The sequence below is a fragment of the Pedobacter xixiisoli genome (assembly GCF_900215335.1).
GTDB classification, from domain to species: Bacteria; Bacteroidota; Bacteroidia; order Sphingobacteriales; family Sphingobacteriaceae; genus Pedobacter; species Pedobacter xixiisoli.
In genome coordinates, this window is sequence record NZ_OCMT01000003.1 from 897,541 (window position 1) to 915,241 (window position 17,701).

Sequence of the window (17,701 nt, forward strand, 5' to 3'; positions counted from 1 at the left end):
AAAGTTGAATATAGAATATTTTATATCGAGTCGTATTTCTTTAAAGGCCGAAAGAACCTTTTCGAAACTTATTGTGCGTATCGCCATTGTAGGAGTAATGCTGAGTTTGGCGGTAATGATACTTTCCGTAGCAATTATTAAAGGCTTTAAAACCGAAATACAGGATAAAGTGCGAGGCTTTGTTGGCGATATACAGATTTACCGTTATGACTTGAACGGTTCGTTTGAAAAATCGCCATTTATACCTAATGATACTACGTTAAACAATCTTAAGAACAATAAACAGATTGCCGCTTATTATCCTTTCGCTACTAAACCTGCTATTATAGTGGCTAATGGAGAAGTTGAAGGTGTAAATTTTAAGGGGATAGATGCAACTTACAATTGGGATTACATTAACAAGCATTTGATTAGTGGAAAGGTTATCGATTTTTCTGACAGTACAAAATCTGCTCAACAGATACTGATATCTGACTTTACTGCAAAGCGATTAAGGCTGAAAACTGGCGATAGTTTCATTATGCACTTTATACAAAACCCGCCTAGAAAGAGGAAATTGAATATTGTTGGTATTTACCATATTGGTATAGAAAATTTAGATAAAGGTTTTGTAATTGGCGACATCGGATTGATTAGGCGTTTGAATAATTGGCAGCCAAAAGAAACTGGTGGTATGGAAGTACGGATAAAGGATTTTAACCTGCTAAAACCAGTGGCTGATGATGTTTATGGCAGCTTGGAATTGAAATTACGTTCAAGGTCCGTAGAGGAAAGTACACCAGAAATATTTACTTGGTTATCTCTGTTGGATGTGAATACCAAGGTGATTTTAACGTTGATGCTGATCGTAGGTGTGATTAACATGGTAACGGCATTGCTCATCATGATTTTGGAGCGCACCAACATGATTGGTATGCTAAAAGCAATGGGCATGAAAAATAGCAGCATGATGAAAATATTCCTTTACAATGCCATTTACTTGGTGGGAATTGGTTTGTTTTTGGGCAATCTTTTAGGTTTGGGCTTGTGCTATTTGCAACAATACACCCATTGGTTTAAATTAGATCAAACGAACTATTATCTGGATTATGTACCTATCCAAGTTCACTTTGCCGATGTACTGCTACTGAATTTAGTCACGGTGCTAATTTGTACGGTGGTTTTGATTGTGCCTTCTATGTTGGTGAGCAGAATAAGTCCGCTGAAGGCGATTAGGTTTAAGTAAAGTGCTTTTTTGTCTACTTATTGGTTCTTCAACAATAGAATAATTATAGCTTGTAATCAATTATATTTTTTGTAAAAGTTAATAGGGTATCCAAATGGATACCCTATTAACTTTTATAGGTGATAATAATACCTAATAAAAATTATCGCTTTACTACTTTGTGTACTGCAGATTGCTTTCCAGATAATTTAATAAAATAAATGCCCGAAGGAAATTTATCTGTTTTAAAAGTACAATTTGTCTGTTCTTTTTCTATTGTAACAATTGTTAAAACTTTTCCAGAAAGATCTGAAAGAACTGCCTTTTCGAAAATACCTTGTTTAAAAGTAGTATTAACTGAGCTGGTGAATGGGTTCGGGTAAACACTAGAGTTAACTTTTACAGCTCCAAAAGAAGCACTTTGAGTACTTAGGAGAGTGGTTTTTCCGTTATAATCTACCTGTGATAATTGATAATAATTTGTGCCGATATTCGGTTTTTTATCTACCAAATTATAGGAATTGGTCTCACTAGAATTTCCTTTTCCGTCTATATTTGCGAAATTTTCGAAATTAACCCCATCCTTAGATCGTTTAATTATAAAATGACTGTTATTTTGTTCGCCAGTAGTTTGCCAATGTAAATTTATGGCATTTGCACCAGCTGTTACATTAAATAGTTTGAAGGTAACAGGGAGTACCGCATTTTCTTCATAAGTAATAATAACAATACCGCTAGAGCCAGCTCTTGCATTTACAGAAGATGCAACTGCGGAACCTGCACCAGAACCACCATGTCCTAGATTAGCTGCAAGAACACTCCCGTTATTGTTAGAGCTGGCTGTTCCTCCTTGACCTCCGTTACCATATAAAACTGCTGAGCCTGATATACTGTTTGAAGTCCCGGAGCCACCAGTGCCACCACTTGTCTGAATTGGAGATGTACCATTACCGCCTGTAGTAGCATTACCACCACCGCCGCCGCCGCCGTTTCCGCCCTTATTTAAGGCACCACCAAAAGCATTTCCGCCACCTCTACTTTTTAAGCCACCAGTTCCGCCTTCTGCGATTATGGTTCCAAATGAAGAATTTTCACCTTTGCTGCCATCATATTCTGGGGGAGACGCTAGTCTATTTGCAGTGCCACCACTACCACCGTTCCCAACAGTTACATTAAGTGTGGTTTGTCCAGAAAAAGTGAAAGTGCCTGTTATAACTTGGCCACCTCCACCACCGCCAGCGCCACCATTATCATATGCTGCGCCACCGCCACCACCGCCACCAACTATCAAGTAGCTAACAGAAGATACTCCTGGAGGTACAGGCCAATTATTTACAGAAGTTGTAAAGGTTTCTCTAATGTAGTTAATACCACCAGACGTGAACGGTTGTTTTGTTTGCCCAAAGCAAACACTAGTTCCTAACATAAAATAGGAAATTGCGATTAATTTAAAATTGTTTCTCATAGAATCAGAATTTGTATGATGTAATTTACTAATACTTGGAAGGTTTATTGCAAAAGTTGTTTGTAATTTGAAAAGTTTTTAGATATGATAATGCGGTTATTGCCATAGTTTATGAAAATAGTTAGATTTAACATCATACTATGCTAAATAGTAGTCACAGATATAAGTTCCTTTGTACTCACTTAAAGTTTTTGAACTGAGATTTTTTGTTTTTAGATGTATGATAGTATAAATATATTACAAAATTTTAAAAATGAAAACAAATAGGGTACCCATTTGGGTACCCTATTTGATAAATAAAAGCCTAATTAAAAATTATGGTTTTATTACTTTATGTGTTGAAGACTGCTTTCCAGATAGTTTAATGAAGTAAATTCCTGAAGTAAATTTATCAGTTTTAAAAATGCAATTGGTTTGTTCTTTTTCTATGGCAATACTCGCTAAAACTTTTCCAGAAAGATCTGAAAGGTCAGCCTTTTCGAAAATACCTTGTTCAAAATTAGCATTAACTGAGCTGTTGAATGGGTTAGGATAAACACTCGAATTAGCAGTTTTTTTAACTTCAAATAATGCACTTTGCGTGCTAAGGATTTTTGTGTTTCCGTTATAATCTACTTGTGCCAATTGGTAGTAATTTATGCCAATGTTAGGTTTTTTGTCTGCCAAATTATAGGAATTGGTTTCGTTAGAATTTCCTTTTGCTTCTACACTAGCAAAGCTTTCAAAGTTAATTCCATCTGTAGATCGTTTGATGGTAAAATGACTGTTGGCAGATTCGGCAGTAGTTTGCCAATGCAGGTTAATTGCATTTGCACCAGCTTTAGCGGTAAACAGTTTAAAGCTAACGGGTAGTACCGTATCTTCTGTATAAGTAAATATAACAATGCCATCAGAGCCAGCTCTTCCGCCTAATGAAGATAGACCAGAAACACCTGCACCAGACCCACCATGTCCTCTATTTGCCGCTGGTGTACTTCCATTATTTCCAGGTTGGTTATTACCAGTTACTGCTGTTCCTCCATTTCCTCCCACGCTATATATAATCGACGAACCCGATAGGCTACTTGAAGTACCGCCGCCGCCATTGCCACCATTTTGTACAACAGGTGTACGTCAATTGTTACCTGGACTGGCATTGCCACCTCCTCCGCCGCCGCCATTGCCACCTCCACCTCCGCTTCCGCCTGTATTAAGGGCGCCACCGGCACTGGCACCACCACCTCTACTTCTAATGCCACCCGTTCCTCCATTTGCAATAATGGTATCAAAATAAGAGTTTCCTCCATCAACACCGTTATATTCTTGCGGAGAGGCGTTTCTATCAGCTGCACCACCAGCTCCAGCACTACCAACGGTTACATTTATCGTGCTTCCACTGGTAACAGAAAGAGTGCCTGTTTTAACTTGACCACCTCCGCCACCTCCAGCAGCTCCGCTATCAAATGCGCCGCCGCCGCCGCCACCGCCACCAACTACTAAGTAGTTAACAGAAGAAACATTGGACGGTACGGTCCAGTTAAATGAAGAATTTGTGTTTGTAAAAGTTAATCTAGTATAATTAACGCTGCCTTCTGTAAAATACTCAGGTTGCACTTCTATATAGGTTATAATAACTATACCTTCAGAACCTGCTCCTCCCTCAAGAGAAGATAAGCCAGAAACGCCTGCTCCATTACCACCATTACCACTGTTGGCTGGCGTAGCGCTTTGGTTGTTGCCAGGTTGGTTATTACCAGTTACTGCTGTGCCGCCTTTTCCACCAGTACCGTATATTTTCGCGATTCCTGATAAATTACTTGAAGTACCACCGCCGCCATTGCCACCGTTTTGTACAACAGGTGTACGTCCATTGCTACCTGGATTGGCATTGCCACCTCCACCACCGCCGCCATTGCCACCACCACCTCCGCTTCCACCTGTATTAAGGGCGCCACCGGCACTGGCACCACCACCTCTACTTCTAATGCCACCTGTTCCGCCATTCGCAATAATGGTATCAAAAGAAGAGTCTCCTCCATTAACACCGTTATATTCTGGTGTAGCATCGTTTCTATCAGCTGCACCACCAGCTCCAGCACTACCAACGATTACATTTATCGTGCTTCCCCCGGTAACAGAAAGAGTGCCTGTTTTAACTTGACCGCCGCCACCGCCGCCAGCCCCTCCGCTATCAAATGCGCCACCGCCACCGCCACCGCCGCCAACTACCAAGTAGTTAATGGAGGAGACATGTGCTGGCACAGTCCAATTACTTACAGAACTTGTAAAGGTTACCCTAGAGTAGATAGTGCCACCCTGCGTAAAATTTACCTTTGTTTGCCCTAAGCAAACAGTTATTCCTAAGACAAAATAGGAGATAAAAATTAATGTAAAATTGTTTTTCATTGACTTTTAATTTAAATGTGTAGATAATAGAGAGTAATAGATGATTTTGATAATCAGTGATTTTAGTTTTTGATAATCAGTTATTTGGCAACAATGTCGGATACGCTATGAATACATAGTTTTTTAAGCTATGTAGAAGAGATTAGTAGCAAAAATAAATAATCTTGATAATGTATTACCTCAGTTAATTTTCCGTTATATTTTGCAAATACAAGCAGAATTTGAACGTTATTCTGTTGATATTTACAACTGTAATGATTTTTAATCAAGGATATTCTTAAAAGTTTTGATTTGTTGCTTTTTTTTAAAGCATTTTAAGATTTTGCAGAAATCTAAAGTAATAAAGAATCTATTTGAAATGAAATTTGTTGTTATTTTTTATTTATATTATTGATTATCAGTTGTTTATTTTTATTTCTGAGTAAGGGGTTCCAATTTTGACGAATAATCAAAAATGTAATAAGTTCTAGTCTGATTAAATTAAGTCATTTGGAAATTGTTTTTCATGATATTCTTCGAAAGGCTTTACGAGACGCTAGTCCTTGGTTGGAATTGGTTTGTTTTTAGGTAGCATTTTAGTATTAGGACTCTGTTATTTGCAGCAGTACACACAATTTCTTAAGCTAGATTAAACTACTATTATCTGTGATCTGGATTATGTGCTTATAGAAGTTAACTTTACTACCGATGTGCTATTGCTGAATTTAGTTGCCATGCTGATTTGTATTATAGTGCTAAAAGCAATTAGGGTTACGTAGGATGCTTTTATTTCTTGTTCACTTATTGTTACCATTAACAATGGATAAATATAACTCATGATTAATTATATTTTTCGTTAAAAATAAATAGGGTGCCCATTTAGAGCACCCTGTTTGTTTTATCAGGTGATAATAATACCCAATTAAAAATTAATTATGGTTTTATTACTTTATATGTTGCAGATTGCTTTCCAGATAATTTAATAAAATAAATTCCAGAAGGGAATCTATCTGTTTTAAAAGTGCAATTGGTCTGTTCTTTTTCTATGGCAATACTCGCTAAAACTTTTCCAGAAAGATCTGAAAGAACTGCCTTTTCGAAAATACCTTGTTCAAAATTAGCATTAACTGAGTTGGTGAATGGGTTAGGGTAAACACTAGAGTTAATTTTTACAGTTCCAAAAGAAGCACTTTGAGTACTGAGGAGAGTGGTTTTTCCGTTATGATCTACCTGTGATAATTGATAATAATTTGTGCCAACATTCGGTTTTTTATCTACCAAATTATAGGAATTGGTTTCACTAGAATTTCCTTTTCCGTCTATATTTGCAAAATTTTCGAAATTAACCCCATCCTTAGATCGTTTAATTATAAAATGACTGTTATTTTGTTCGCTAGTAGTTTGCCAATGTAAATTTATGGCATTTGCGCTTGATACAGCGTTAAACATTTTGAAGCTAACTGGCAGCACGGGGTCTACTTCTGGATAAGTGAAAATTACAATACCATCAGCACCATTTCTTCCACTAAGAGAAGACGAAGAGGCAGAACCTGCACCAGCACCACCATTTCCTGTATTAGCTGTAGGCGTGCTTCCATTAGAATTAGCGAAGGATCTTCCTCCATTACCACCGTTGCCATATATGGTTGCCGCTCCTGACAGACTGCTAGAAGTGCCGGCTCCGCCATTTCCACCACTTGAAGAGTTTCCTGTGCTACCTGAAGAAGTGGCACCACCACCACCGCCGCCTCCGCCAACGCTGCCGCCAGAGACACCATTGCCACCTCCATTACCGCCAGTATTTACTGCGCCGCCAAAACCATTCAATTGAGTTCTACTTGCTTGCCCACCGGTTCCGCCGTTAGCTGTTATAGAGCCGAATGAGGAAGACCCGCCATTATTACCGCCATATTCATACGGTGGTATATTTCTATTGGCAGTACCACCAGTACCGCCGATACCTATAGTCACGTTAACTGAAGTTCCTGCAGAAACGTTTAAATTTCCTGTTAAAACATGGGCGCCACCACCACCGCCAGCAGCACCAGCGTCATAAGCAGCACCACCACCGCCACCGCCGCCAACTACCAAGTAGTTAACAGAGGTAACACCTTGGGGAACTGACCAGTTCCCAGAAGTTTTAAAAATTACCCTAGCGTAGAGGATACCGCCATCGATGTAATTTTCTTTTGTTTGTCCAAAGCAAATGCTAACTCCTAAGATGAAATAGGAAATTAAGATTAAAGTAAAACTGTTTCTCATTGATTTAGAATTTTTAAATGATGTAATTTAATAATGACTAAATTTTCGTTGCAAAGATTGTCTACAACTATAGTTTTAAGACTTTTTGATACAGCTATGCCCCATAGTTATTGAAAATAATAGAAATCGTACTTTATTGAAGTGAATTAACAGCCATATACGGTTGACAATGTTTTCGCTTCCGGTGGGTCTTATTACTTTCTTAAGCTTTTTACGAATAGATATTTGCGCTGAATTTTATTCAGTCGGTATCCATGTAATGTAATCACAGGGATGGGTGTATTCTTAAAAGTTTTAATTGATATTTTTTTTTTGAAGTCTTATTAGACGTATAGAGAAGGCAAATATAGCAAATACTTTAAAGAGTAAAAAGCTTGGTTATTACCTTTTATTATAAAGTGATTGTATTTCGCTGGTTATTTTGTTGTTGTCTATTTGCTAGAATGGTAGGCCGATTGGATCTTAATAATTATCAATGCGATATTTAAAGAAATACCATCAGTAATTATTCATTTATGAATGAACTACAATTAATCTTTAAAATTTAAGGAGTGGTTCAATTATAAGTGTTTGGTTTTTATCTTTAAATAGTAAGGTTTTTAGAAAGGGGATGGATTAGCAGAAAAGAAACTACTCTCCAATTAATTATTTTGTAAGTCTTTTAATACCCCCATTTTCAAATCATAAGTAGATAAAGTGATTGCTTTCAGTCCAAGCTCTGCTAAAACATAATCCGTAATCATCGAAGCCATCACAATCATATCTACACGTAAGGGAATTAGATTTGGCATTTCGCTGCGCTCTTGATGTGTAGAATGGAGGAACTTTTTGCTTAGCTGATGGTAGGCTTCGATGTCAATTGGTGCATTAGCAATTTCATTAAGGACTATGGATGGGTTTAATACTTCGGCATAAGTTTCAAAAGCACCCGCAGAGCCAATTAAGGTGGTTGCTCTGAAGGTTTCTCCAAATTCAATTAGCTCAGATAAATTTTCTTTCAGGTGTTGATTAATCTGATTTTGGTTTTCTTGATTAATCGGGTCTGATTTGAAGAACTTCTGCATCAATCTTGCCGCACCAATGTCAAAGCTTTTTTTCCAATAGAATCCGTTTTCATCACAAAAGATGAATTCGGTACTGCCGCCACCAATATCCATAATCAAAGATTTACCTTGGATGGCGCCGCTATATTTTACGGCTTCGTAAATGAGGCTGGCTTCTTCTTCGCCATTAATCATATCGATAGCAATTCCTGTCTCTTTTTTTACAGTATGAATAAAATCTTGTCCGTTGCTGGCACTGCGTACACCAGAAGTTGCAACAGCTCTAATTTTAGTAACTCCGTATTGGTTTAAAGTCGCTTTGAAATCCTTCAGGCAATTAATGGCACGCTCAAACGCCGCAGGAATAATCTTGTTTTCTTTGGTAATGTCTTCGCCTAGTTTAATAGGTTTGTTGGTTTTGTAGATGATATTCATCTCGCTATCCGATTTCTCAGCAATAATGAGGTGAAAGGTATTCGTTCCTAAATCTATAGCAGCAATTTTCATTGAGTTTGATTTTTAAGTAAAGGTAGCAAAAAGGTTATGCACCCATCCCGTCATTTCGAACGAGAAACGAGGAGAAATCTAACGAGTGAAATTTTTAGACTTTATTGCTGATCTTCCAGATTTGCAATTTGAAAGCCCTATAGTGGAATTTTTAATCTGTTTTTATAAGATTGGTAAGTTACGGATTGTAAAATTCGTAGATAATACTTCGAGATTGCAAATCAAGACGAGCGAGTGCTACTTTCATTTTTAATTTTATTATTGCAAGTTGGGATAAATTTAGCCAGCAGTACAGGTTGCCGTATGCAATATTTTAAAGTTGCAAGAATTGGCGATAAAGCATAATTTGTTTGCTTTTTGATGTAAAGAGTTTGCTAATTCTATCTGTTTTGGATTATCAATGGTTACTACGGGATGTAAATGAACTTCTGTAAATCTTCCGCTACCTTTTTGGTCAGTTTCTAGAGTGCCAGTAGCACTATCTGTATAGGATAATACATTTATTTGATGGAGGCTACACACATAAAGAAATGACATCATATGGCAAGACATTAAGCTACTTAAGAGTAAGTCTTCAGGGTTATGTAAGCTAGGGTCGCCTTTAAAAGCCTTGGCAGCTGATATTTTCAGATCCGATTTATCTTCAAAGCTAACGGTGTGGTTTTTTATATATCGTTTTACCGAGTTTCTGTCGGTTTGCCAATTCAGTATGGCTTTGAACAAGTGTTTTAATGGCATCTTATTTTCAATAAAAGCCTAAGATAGTATTTAAATAAATGGTACCAATTAAACAAAAAGTGATAATTGAGATATTCGCCAAAACTCTCAAAATCCATTTCTGATTTGATAAGTCGTAAGTTAATTTCTTTGAGACCGCGACTGATATTCCCATCAGTAAAAACCAGACTGCGAAGAATAGCGATAGTTTTCCTCTAATTAATGTAGTGACTAAATCATGTATCAGTCCGCAAAAAATAAAGGTTAATATTAAGGCAATGCCAATTGGGAATACCTTTTTTAACGGCTTGAATATTTTTGTGCCTAAGTAATATCCAAAAATTGGATTCCAGAAAGTCCAAAAGGTAGCAAAGTTTTTAGCGCCAAGTGAACGATAGAGGTTGTTGCCAAGTGATTTTGAATGTCCTATTGGAACGCCGTTTTTCTTTTTTACATAGTCGCCTAAGTTCATTCGGGTATGGTTCAAATTTTGAATAGCAGCATCGCTTGAATTTGTTGTGCAAAAGCTTTTGTTTGTAAACCTGACAAAAGCGGATACCGGCCTTGTAGCTAAGGCCTCGTGTAGTATGAGCGGTTGGGAGGGCTGCTTTACGATAGGAGTAGAGGTGTTGCTTTTCAAAACCTTTCGATGTATCGGAGTAAACTCTCTCTGCCTTTGGCATCTCTCCCCTAAATGGGAGAGAGACGCTTTTAGCAATGGCATTGAGATCTTTATTCTTTGCTCCTTATTCCTTAATCATCAACTAATTCTTATATGTAAACCACTTAAACATTTCTTTGAAAGTAGTTTTCTTGCCATACATTAAGATACCGACACGGTAAATTCTTCCGGCAACCCAAACAGTGCCTAAGAAACCAACCACTAAAATAATCATAGATAAGGCGAGTTCCCAATTAGGTACGCCGTACGGGATACGAACTACCATGGCAATAGGAGAGGTAAAAGGTATCATTGATAACCAAAACGCGGTACTGCCATAAGGGTCGTTGGTAACTACGCTTAATGATAAAGCATAACCTAACAATAGTGGAAGCATCACAGGCATCATGAACTGCTGGGTTTCTGTCTCGCTATCTACTGCCGAGCCAATGGCAGCATATAAAGCACTGTAGAATAAATATCCACCCAAAAAGAAGAAGATGAAAACCATTACAATCTTGCCGACATCTAAACCTGTCAGGCTTTTTTGGATATCGCCAATTGGACCCGCTTGTGTAGCAGCAGCTGCCATAGTTGGGTTGCCGGTAGTTGCCTGACTTTGCGCTTGTGCGGCAGCAATTTCTTTAACATCATCCTTATTTACAAACAGACTTACAGCTGCGGTACTGATGGCTAAAGTCAATACAATCCACAGCATAAATTGGGTTAAGCCAACTAAGGCAATACCTACAATTTTACCCATCATCAGTTGGAAAGGTTTTACCGAAGAAATCATTACTTCTATAATACGACTGGTTTTCTCTTCAATTACCCCACGCATTACTTGTATGCCGTACATCATGATAAACATGAACATCAACACGCCTGCAGTGAAGGCAATGAAAGTACTTGCCCCAGCACTCGACTCTTCTTCCGCTCCAGTTTCGGCAATTTTCTTGGTAGAAATATCAACTTCCGTTTTTAGTTTATCCAAATCGCTCTGCGAAATACCGCTTTCTTTCAGCTTTTGAGTTCTAATCAGCTCTTCAATATCTCCAGAAACGCGTTTGTTTAACGACATTCCCGCTTGTTTGGTGCCAAATAATTCGATGCCTTTTGGTGCATCTAAAGTAAACTCTGGCAAATACAAAATATAATCGTAATCTGCTTTTCCGATGCTTTTCTTCGCTTCTTCCAGATTTTTATCAATATAAGTGTACTCGATATTTTTATCTGTTTGCAGCTTTTCTGTCAGCGTTTTGTTGTTGTTCACTATCGCAACGCTATCATGTGTATCTTTAATTCCTTTATAAGTGAAATAACCGATAATAGCATAAACTCCAGCAATCAACAGTGGTGTTAAGAAAGTCATTACAATGAACGATTTCTTTTTTACTCTCGAAAAATATTCCCTTTGGATAATGAGTAAAATCTTATTCATGGTTTTTTCCTTTCACTTTTTCAATAAAAATATCATTCATTGTTGGTATCACTTCGTCCAATCGGTGGATGTTGACGTGTGGCAAAAGCAGCGATAAAGCTTCATTGGCCGTACGGTTTTCTTTAAGTTGTAGTTTCACCAATGTATTTGCCTTTACATTTTCAGTTTGTAATACATCGTAAATGTCGTTGCTATCAACGGGGTAATCGCCTTCATACTCTATCCAATAGGTGTTGCTGCGGTAACTGGCCTTAATTTCATCAACAGTGCCATCTAGTATTTTTTGCGATTTATTAATCAATGCAATGTTGTCGCAAAGTTCCTCTACACTTTCCATTCTGTGCGTTGAGAAAATGAAAGTTGCTCCATTTTTGTTCAGTTCCAGAATTTCGTTTTTAATGATATCTGCATTTACAGGGTCGAAACCAGAAAAAGGTTCATCTAAAATTATCAATTCTGGTTGGTGCAGTACCGTAGCCACAAACTGTACTTTTTGTTGCATTCCCTTGCTCAAATCTTCCACCTTTTTGCTCCACCAGTCTTTCATTTCCAGTTTTTCGAACCAATATCTAATGCGTTTGGTAGCTTCTGCACTGTCTAATCCTTTTAGTTTAGAAAGGTAAAGCACCTGCTCGCCAATCTCCATTTTCTTATAAAGACCACGTTCTTCGGGCAAGTATCCAATTTGCGAAATGTGTTTGGTATTGAGGCGTTCGCCGTTAAAAAATACTTCGCCACTATCGGGAGCCGTAATTTGGGTAATAATTCTAATCAGGGAGGTTTTACCAGCACCGTTCGGACCCAAAAGTCCAAAAATCTTGCCCTTCTCTACTTCCAAACTCACATCATCCAAGGCACGGTGCGTAGCATACTGCTTTACAATATTCTTTACGCTTAACATATCTATCGTTTAGTTACGATGATAAGATAGCAAAAAGGCCGTTTTGTTACGCAAATTTTGTGTTTTTTGAAAATGAATGTCCGTTTTTCATAGTGCTGTGGTCCTGCTATCCGCTTTACTTCATGACAAACACATAGGTTTGCCACTACGTGCTCGCTACTATCAGGTTTAATAAACAAAGCCAGTTCGGAACACTTCCAAAAACTAAGATGTACTAAGATGTACTAAGGTGTCTAAGGTGGTTAATTTGTAAAAGTACTTTGCGACCTCTGCGCAACTCTTTGTTCTTTGCGGTTCAATTTCAACCTAAAGGATTTAAAGTTTTCGCAAAGCAACGCAAAGAAAAAATCGAGTTTAATAATAAAGCAAATTAGGAACACTTTAAAAACTAAAATGTAAAAAGGTGTCTAAGGTGGTTTAAAAAAAAGCTTGTCAATCGCTAAATAAAAACTAAAATGTGCTAAGGTACCTAAGGTGTTTAAAAAATTATAAACCTAGTTCTTCTTCGTGAACAACCTTTTCACATAGTCAATAACACTCGTCCTTCGCTTCCTCGGGTTTTCAGGACCAATCAAAAATCCGTAGGGTTGTAAGTCTGGATGGCTATCGCAGATAATTTTCACCATCCCTAAAAGTGGAATTGCTAGAATCATCCCCGCAATGCCCCAAACCATTTCACCCAAAACAATAGCCATAATTGTAAACAGCGGATTGATATTAACCTGTTCGCCAACAACCAACGGCTCCAAAATATAAGTCTGTATAAACTGAACCACAAAATAAGTAAGTAACACAAAAATGATTTTATCATTACCGCCACCTTGTGCCAGTACCGCCAAAACGGTTATAGAGGTGCCGGTTAAGTTGCCAACAAATGGAATAATTTCTAGCAAGCCACACAACACCGCAAAAAATATAGCATTCTCTACACCAACCAAACTAAAACCGATGCCGTACATTACCCACAACATCCCAATCATAGCAGCCAGTCCACTTAAGTATTTTTGGGAAACTTTGCCTGCTTTATGAACAACTTCATCTGTATCTTCTTTATCTTTTCTGGTAACCAGTTTCAAAATAAATTGTTTAATGTGGCTTCGGTATAGTAGAAACAAATACATATAAACCAATACCAGTACTGAGTTAATAGCAACGCTCATCATGCCCGAAGCAAAAGAGAATAGCATTTCGCTAGTATTGCTGCCACTTTTGTCGATAATTTCTTTCTGCTGTTTAGCATCAATGCCCACCGTATCGTTAATCCATTGACGTAAATTGTTGAACAGATGATAGAGTCTGTTTTTCATTTCATCAATGTTTTCTGCCAAACTTGATAGCTGAATAGATAGTAATAATAGGATTAACGCAATACTTGCCACAAAAATAAGCATGCAAAATAAAGCGCTAATAGCCCTGCTTATGCCTTTGCTTTCAAAATAATTGCACAATCGAATAAACAACATCGATAGAACTGCGGCAAGCACCAGAGGGATCACGAAAGGTGCAGAGAAGTAAAGTCCGGCGAAGCCTAACGTGAGAAATAAAAGTACATTAACAGATTGTTGAAGTTTTTCCATTCAGGAACATAACACTTCGGTAACGCGAAATGTTTAGTTTGCTACTTTGCTTACTTCCTTTTTGGAGCTTTCAAATGGTCTAACGTAATTTTGGAGCCTATCTTTACCAAATCTGTAGCAATAAAACTTCTAAATCTTTTGATGTTGGGGTTTGCGAAAAACAATCGTCTGCATAATTGTTCATAATGATGCATAGATGGCTCCACTACTATCAAGATGAAATCGGTATCGCCAGTTACATAATAACATTGCTGTACTTCCGGACAGCTTTTAAACAGCGATTTTGCTTCGTCAATAGATTCTATTTTTTCGTTTTCCATCGCAACCGTGACACAAATGGTAATCAAGTTGCCCAACTTCTGACTATTTAAAACGGATGTATTAGAAACAATAAAGCCGGTATCCGTTAATCTTTTTATCCTCCTTTGTACGGCTGCTGCGGATAAGCCTATTTTATCGCCAATGTCTCTTTGTGGCGTAAAGTTGTCTGCTTGCAGCAGATTGAGTATAGAAATATCGAAAGAGTCTAATTCTGTCATGAGTATTCTGTATGAAACAAAATTGCAAAAAGTGAACGAAATTTAAGGAAATAATTCACTGCTGGGTAGTTAATTTTGCATCAAATCTAATTAGAAAAATGTTAGAACCTAGTCCTGTTAAAGAAGAAGTATTGTTGTTGGATGGAGAAACTCCAATTGTTATTGCTAGCGAAATAAACGGAAATCCACGAATGAGTAAGCAAATGAAGGGTTTTGTGCTGGCAATCATAGGAGCAACTTTATGGGGCGTATCTGGAACCTTCGGACAATTTCTTTTTCAGCAGAGAGGGGTCAACGTAGAATGGTTGATTACAGTAAGAATGTTGATTTCTGGAAGTTTGTTGTTGCTTTTTTCATCAGCAAGAGATTTTAAAAACACAGTTTCTATTTTAAATAATAGGAGAGATTTCATTCAGCTTATAATTTTTGGCATCACCGGAATGGTTGCGGTTCAATACACTTATTTTGCTGCTATCAAACATTCAAATGCGGCAACAGCTACCATTTTGCAATTTGCAGGGCCTGTACTTATTTCCCTTTATCTAGCACTAAAAAATAGAAGATGGCCACGTTCGCTCGAAGTCTTGTCGATTGGTTTAGCAGTTTTTGGTACATTTTTATTAGTTACACATGGTGATGTGGGTACACTGTCTATTTCAAAAACAGCTTTTATGATGGGTATTGCTTCTGCAGTGGCACTAGCTATTTATACGTTGCAGCCTGTAAATTTGTTAAAGAGGTATGATTCAGGAGTTATTGTTGGTTGGGGAATGCTCATAGGAGGAATCGCATTTTCTTTTATCAAAGCTCCGTGGCAGGTAGAAGGCGTTTGGGATAGCTACAGTTTCATTTCTGCTGCTTTCATCATCATCTTCGGAACTCTAATTGCCTTCTACACTTATTTAACGTCCGTAAAATTAATCGGCGGACAAAAATCAAGTTTGCTAGCATCAGCAGAACCTCTTTCGGCAGCACTATTATCTGTCATTTGGCTAAAAGTTCCATTTCACACCATGGATTGGATAGGAGGGCTGTGTATAATTTCTACTGTTTTCATATTAAGTAGAACAGAAAAGAGCTAGCTCAGTAAAGTAATGAGTTGCTTTGCATTCGTTATCGCTCCATTTCCCCAAGTATTATTGAAATAAACGAAAACTTGTTGTGTATCAGCAGGTATTGCTTTAACGAAATCTTCTAAAACTAATAGTTCATATTCAGATTTATAGAGTACAGCTTTTCCGTGGAAACGATAATAGATATTAGAGCCTGTCTTAATGATGCTTTCGGGGAGATTGGACGGATGGCTTTGTCCAGAAAAAATGATATGATTTTCTGCTAATTTACTGTACACGATTTCAGTCCACCACGAAGAATGCCTAAACTCTACCACATTTTGCGAATTTACTGTTGCCAACAAATCAATCAATCGTTCTAATCTTTCCTCACTAAAAACAAACGATGGTGGAAATTGAAATAGTATATAGGCTAACTTTTCTTTGAGTCCTTCACTAACAATCTGGTTAAATTCCCAAAAATCATTTTTACATCCCTCCAATTTTTTATAGTGGGTAATTAAGCGAGGTGCCTTCATAGTAAAAGAAAAATCTGCAACACTATCATTATACCATTTGTCTAATGATTTTGGACTGGGCACCTTATAAAAACTTGAATTAATCTCAATGGTATTAAAGTTTTCACAATAGAATTTAAACCAATCTTTTTGTGCTAAACCCTTTGGATAGAAAAAATCTTTCCATTCCTTATAATAAAATCCCGAACATCCAATTTGCCATTTCATATAACTACAACAGTAGTGAGTAAGCTCAAGTTTGCGTGATTTATTTAGAAATTGTAGCGAATCAATTGAAAGTAACGTATAGAGTAGAAACCAACATTAATTAAACCTTAACAAAAATTATAATGAAGAAATTTCTAGCAGTATTGGTAATTGTATTCTTGGCAAATTTGGGTTGTAAAAAACTTGACGATAAACAAGGGGTGTGTGCCTGCTCTCCTATATACGAACCTACAGTTGTACTAGTGGTTAAAAATGCTGCCGGCACCGATATGCTAAATCCAGCGACTGCGGGTTATTTCGCTAATAACAACATTCAGCTATACTATCTAGAAGGAAGTACGCAGAAAAAACTTAATTTTTATGTTCGCCCATCTTTTTCTTACGGGAATGAGAAATTCAATTATTACCAATTAAACTCCTCAGATATCATTAGACAATCATCAACTAGTAACAAAGACATCTATTTTAAGTTAGGAGAGGATGAGCCAATGAAGCTTAATTTGGAATTAGTTGCCGATAAAAAATACCAAGTGGCGAAATTGCTGGTTGATGGTAAGGAGGCTGTAGCAGAAAAAGGAAATGTCACTTCTTACCTGCAAAATATATTCTACGTTAGTCTTTAAGCAAAATATATACTATCTATTAATTAGCAAATCAATTGTAGTAATTCTTCGGTTCCTATAGTCCCGCTGTTTATTCCAAGTCCGCACTCGTACCTCGCTTGCGGGCTTTCCATTTCCATCGGGTTTATTTTACTGCGGCACTGCCGGTGGCAAGCTCAGTGCCTGCAGGTCGCCTACATATATATAATAATAGCGTGTTCTCTAGTGTTGCCGTATTCCCATGGGTTATTTTAACGTAGCCATCGCCCATCCCTTATCACCTGTATATAATAGTATATATACATCACACTGCTGTTCCTTCCTTGCGGCCTTTGCATAGCCCCTTTCTTTCCCTTGCGGTAATAATGCGATCCTTCAGGGCGCTTGGCAGATACCGAGAATCTCCAGGATCCCTGCTCGGGAGCGGTATCCCGTATGCCCTATATCATAAGGTCGTGCCGGTTCCCTTAATCTATCATGATTTTTTGTGTCTGTATTCCAGCTGGTTGTGCTTTTATGTGCAACAAAACACGCCTTTGGTATTGCACGGGGGATAATTTTTTCTACCTTTGCACTCCGCTTCGGAGGAAGAGGGGACGCCTGAAAAGCGATAACAAACT

At 37.7% G+C, this 17,701-nt stretch carries 15 protein-coding genes; 3 read left to right on the plus strand and 12 right to left on the minus strand.

The features are described 5' to 3' along the window. Positions 1-4: 4 nt before the first annotated feature. Positions 5-1,225, plus strand: a complete 1,221-nt coding sequence (locus tag CRO54_RS16040; protein ID WP_097133072.1) for an ABC transporter permease — start codon at positions 5-7, stop codon at positions 1,223-1,225. A gap of 142 nt (positions 1,226-1,367) precedes the next feature. On the opposite strand, the gene CRO54_RS21615 is transcribed toward CRO54_RS16040, so the two are convergent. The 11 genes from CRO54_RS21615 to CRO54_RS16100 all read right to left on the minus strand — a co-directional run bounded on the left by CRO54_RS21615 (position 1,368) and on the right by CRO54_RS16100 (position 14,681). Further along, positions 1,368-2,669, minus strand: a complete 1,302-nt coding sequence (locus CRO54_RS21615) for a glycine-rich domain-containing protein (protein ID WP_097133073.1) — start codon at positions 2,667-2,669, stop codon at positions 1,368-1,370. 315 nt (positions 2,670-2,984) lie between these two features. Next, on the minus strand, positions 2,985-3,701 hold the full coding sequence (locus CRO54_RS21515; protein ID WP_171047929.1) for a T9SS type A sorting domain-containing protein: 717 nt from the start codon (positions 3,699-3,701) through the stop codon (positions 2,985-2,987). An 81-nt stretch (positions 3,702-3,782) separates the two neighbouring features. Next, entirely contained in the window at positions 3,783-5,054 is a 1,272-nt protein-coding gene (locus CRO54_RS21240) for a glycine-rich domain-containing protein (protein WP_171047930.1), read from the minus strand. Between the two features lie 912 nt (positions 5,055-5,966). Continuing rightward, the gene (locus CRO54_RS21620; protein WP_097133076.1) at positions 5,967-7,295 is read right to left on the minus strand and encodes a glycine-rich domain-containing protein; all 1,329 of its coding nucleotides are present in this window, start codon (positions 7,293-7,295) and stop codon (positions 5,967-5,969) included. Positions 7,296-7,936: 641 nt separating this feature from the next. Next, positions 7,937-8,845 carry a Ppx/GppA phosphatase family protein gene (locus CRO54_RS16070; RefSeq protein ID WP_097133077.1) on the minus strand — a complete coding sequence of 303 codons (909 nt, stop codon included), beginning with the start codon at positions 8,843-8,845 and terminating at the stop codon, positions 7,937-7,939. 279 nt (positions 8,846-9,124) lie between these two features. Further along, entirely contained in the window at positions 9,125-9,583 is a 459-nt protein-coding gene (locus CRO54_RS16075) for an OsmC family protein (RefSeq protein WP_097133078.1), read from the minus strand. A 7-nt stretch (positions 9,584-9,590) separates the two neighbouring features. Beyond that, positions 9,591-10,034 (minus strand): acyltransferase, encoded by a 444-nt coding sequence (locus CRO54_RS16080; protein WP_097133079.1) that lies wholly within the window; start codon positions 10,032-10,034, stop codon positions 9,591-9,593. 292 nt (positions 10,035-10,326) lie between these two features. Further along, complete coding sequence (locus CRO54_RS16085; protein WP_097133080.1) at positions 10,327-11,664, minus strand: ABC transporter permease; 1,338 nt, start codon at positions 11,662-11,664, stop codon at positions 10,327-10,329. Then, positions 11,657-12,565, minus strand: a complete 909-nt coding sequence (locus CRO54_RS16090; protein ID WP_097133081.1) for an ABC transporter ATP-binding protein — start codon at positions 12,563-12,565, stop codon at positions 11,657-11,659. Before CRO54_RS16090 ends, CRO54_RS16085 begins: the two co-directional genes overlap by 8 nt. Before the next feature lie 494 nt (positions 12,566-13,059). After that, a complete protein-coding gene (locus CRO54_RS16095; protein ID WP_097133082.1) occupies positions 13,060-14,142 on the minus strand; it encodes an AI-2E family transporter in 1,083 nt (360 codons plus the stop codon). A 50-nt stretch (positions 14,143-14,192) separates the two neighbouring features. Further along, entirely contained in the window at positions 14,193-14,681 is a 489-nt protein-coding gene (locus tag CRO54_RS16100; RefSeq protein WP_097133083.1) for an Lrp/AsnC family transcriptional regulator, read from the minus strand. A 98-nt stretch (positions 14,682-14,779) separates the two neighbouring features. Between CRO54_RS16100 and CRO54_RS16105 the strand changes: the two genes are divergently transcribed. Beyond that, a complete protein-coding gene (locus CRO54_RS16105) occupies positions 14,780-15,763 on the plus strand; it encodes a DMT family transporter (protein WP_205944003.1) in 984 nt (327 codons plus the stop codon). On the opposite strand, the gene CRO54_RS16110 is transcribed toward CRO54_RS16105, so the two are convergent. Beyond that, positions 15,760-16,479: a DUF72 domain-containing protein gene (locus CRO54_RS16110; protein ID WP_097133084.1), complete on the minus strand. Its 720-nt coding sequence runs from the start codon at positions 16,477-16,479 to the stop codon at positions 15,760-15,762. The genes CRO54_RS16105 and CRO54_RS16110 overlap by 4 nt on opposite strands. A 122-nt stretch (positions 16,480-16,601) precedes the next feature. Here CRO54_RS16110 and CRO54_RS16115 point away from each other — a divergent pair, with 122 nt between their 5' ends. Further along, positions 16,602-17,102, plus strand: coding sequence for a hypothetical protein (locus tag CRO54_RS16115; RefSeq protein ID WP_097133085.1), 501 nt, complete (start codon positions 16,602-16,604; stop codon positions 17,100-17,102). Positions 17,103-17,701 lie beyond the last annotated feature (599 nt).

Bases quoted from the DNA above. Each gene is read 5' to 3' on its own strand.
- CRO54_RS16085 (WP_097133080.1), bottom strand. From the start codon at position 11,664: ATGAATAAGATTTTACTCATTATCCAAAGGGAATATTTTTCGAGAGTA.
- CRO54_RS16075 (WP_097133078.1), bottom strand. From the start codon at position 9,583: ATGCCATTAAAACACTTGTTCAAAGCCATACTGAATTGGCAAACCGAC.
- CRO54_RS21240 (WP_171047930.1), bottom strand. From the start codon at position 5,054: ATGAAAAACAATTTTACATTAATTTTTATCTCCTATTTTGTCTTAGGA.
- CRO54_RS16090 (WP_097133081.1), bottom strand. From the start codon at position 12,565: ATGTTAAGCGTAAAGAATATTGTAAAGCAGTATGCTACGCACCGTGCC.
- CRO54_RS16115 (WP_097133085.1), top strand. From the start codon at position 16,602: ATGAAGAAATTTCTAGCAGTATTGGTAATTGTATTCTTGGCAAATTTG.
- CRO54_RS16095 (WP_097133082.1), bottom strand. From the start codon at position 14,142: ATGGAAAAACTTCAACAATCTGTTAATGTACTTTTATTTCTCACGTTA.
- CRO54_RS21620 (WP_097133076.1), bottom strand. From the start codon at position 7,295: ATGAGAAACAGTTTTACTTTAATCTTAATTTCCTATTTCATCTTAGGA.
- CRO54_RS16070 (WP_097133077.1), bottom strand. From the start codon at position 8,845: ATGAAAATTGCTGCTATAGATTTAGGAACGAATACCTTTCACCTCATT.
- CRO54_RS16100 (WP_097133083.1), bottom strand. From the start codon at position 14,681: ATGACAGAATTAGACTCTTTCGATATTTCTATACTCAATCTGCTGCAA.
- CRO54_RS16110 (WP_097133084.1), bottom strand. From the start codon at position 16,479: ATGAAATGGCAAATTGGATGTTCGGGATTTTATTATAAGGAATGGAAA.
- CRO54_RS16105 (WP_205944003.1), top strand. From the start codon at position 14,780: ATGTTAGAACCTAGTCCTGTTAAAGAAGAAGTATTGTTGTTGGATGGA.
- CRO54_RS21615 (WP_097133073.1), bottom strand. From the start codon at position 2,669: ATGAGAAACAATTTTAAATTAATCGCAATTTCCTATTTTATGTTAGGA.
- CRO54_RS16080 (WP_097133079.1), bottom strand. From the start codon at position 10,034: ATGAACTTAGGCGACTATGTAAAAAAGAAAAACGGCGTTCCAATAGGA.